Source organism: Bartonella sp. CL71SXKL, from assembly GCF_042194935.1.
In the GTDB taxonomy this organism is placed as follows: Bacteria; Pseudomonadota; Alphaproteobacteria; order Rhizobiales; family Rhizobiaceae; genus Bartonella.
The window spans coordinates 1-586 of record NZ_JBHINI010000143.1 but is presented as its reverse complement, the minus strand read 5'-3'; the positions used below and the strand labels follow the sequence as shown (position 1 = coordinate 586).

Below are 586 nucleotides of genomic sequence, written 5' to 3'. Positions count from 1 at the left end.
TTTGCTATACGAGCGTTTTCATAAACCCTAGCATTGTCATAAACATAGGCATTATCATAAATAATAGCCTTGCCATACACATGAGCATTACCATAGACATGGGAATTATCAGAAATAACGGCATTGCCATAAACATGGGCATTATTATAGACATAGCCAGCAACGATAGCATTGTCATAAACCCACGCATGACCATAGATATGACCACAAGTGACAGCATTGCCAAAAACTCTTGCATTTTCATAAACGTGACCATTTTTAAACACAAGAGCCTCATCATACACCCAGCAATTTCCCTCATGAGAGAGGTTATCTTCCTTTTCAATAAAGCCACCCAAGGCACCAGCTCTAACATCAGAAAAGTCTTTTAATGCTTTAATGCGATAAAGGGTATGATTACCAAATACACGCGTTTCATTTGTGAGTGCAAACTTCTTTTGCATGAGCACAATTCCTTTATAAAGAGATTTAATTTTTAAATGAGATGTTTAAAGGAGGGCGCCCCCGCTGCGCCCACGCGTTATTTAAGCAGCGTCTTTTAGTGACTGATTATCATCACAGATATCATTACGAATTTTTGCACGGC

Annotated in this window: 1 protein-coding gene; it reads right to left on the bottom strand. The window is 38.7% G+C overall.

The genetic code is table 11. From position 1 onward, the window contains the following. Positions 1-443: hypothetical protein (locus tag ACFILA_RS09960; protein ID WP_375661176.1), on the bottom strand; the 443-nt coding region annotated here is incomplete at its 3' end. Positions 444-586: the final 143 nt, after the last annotated feature.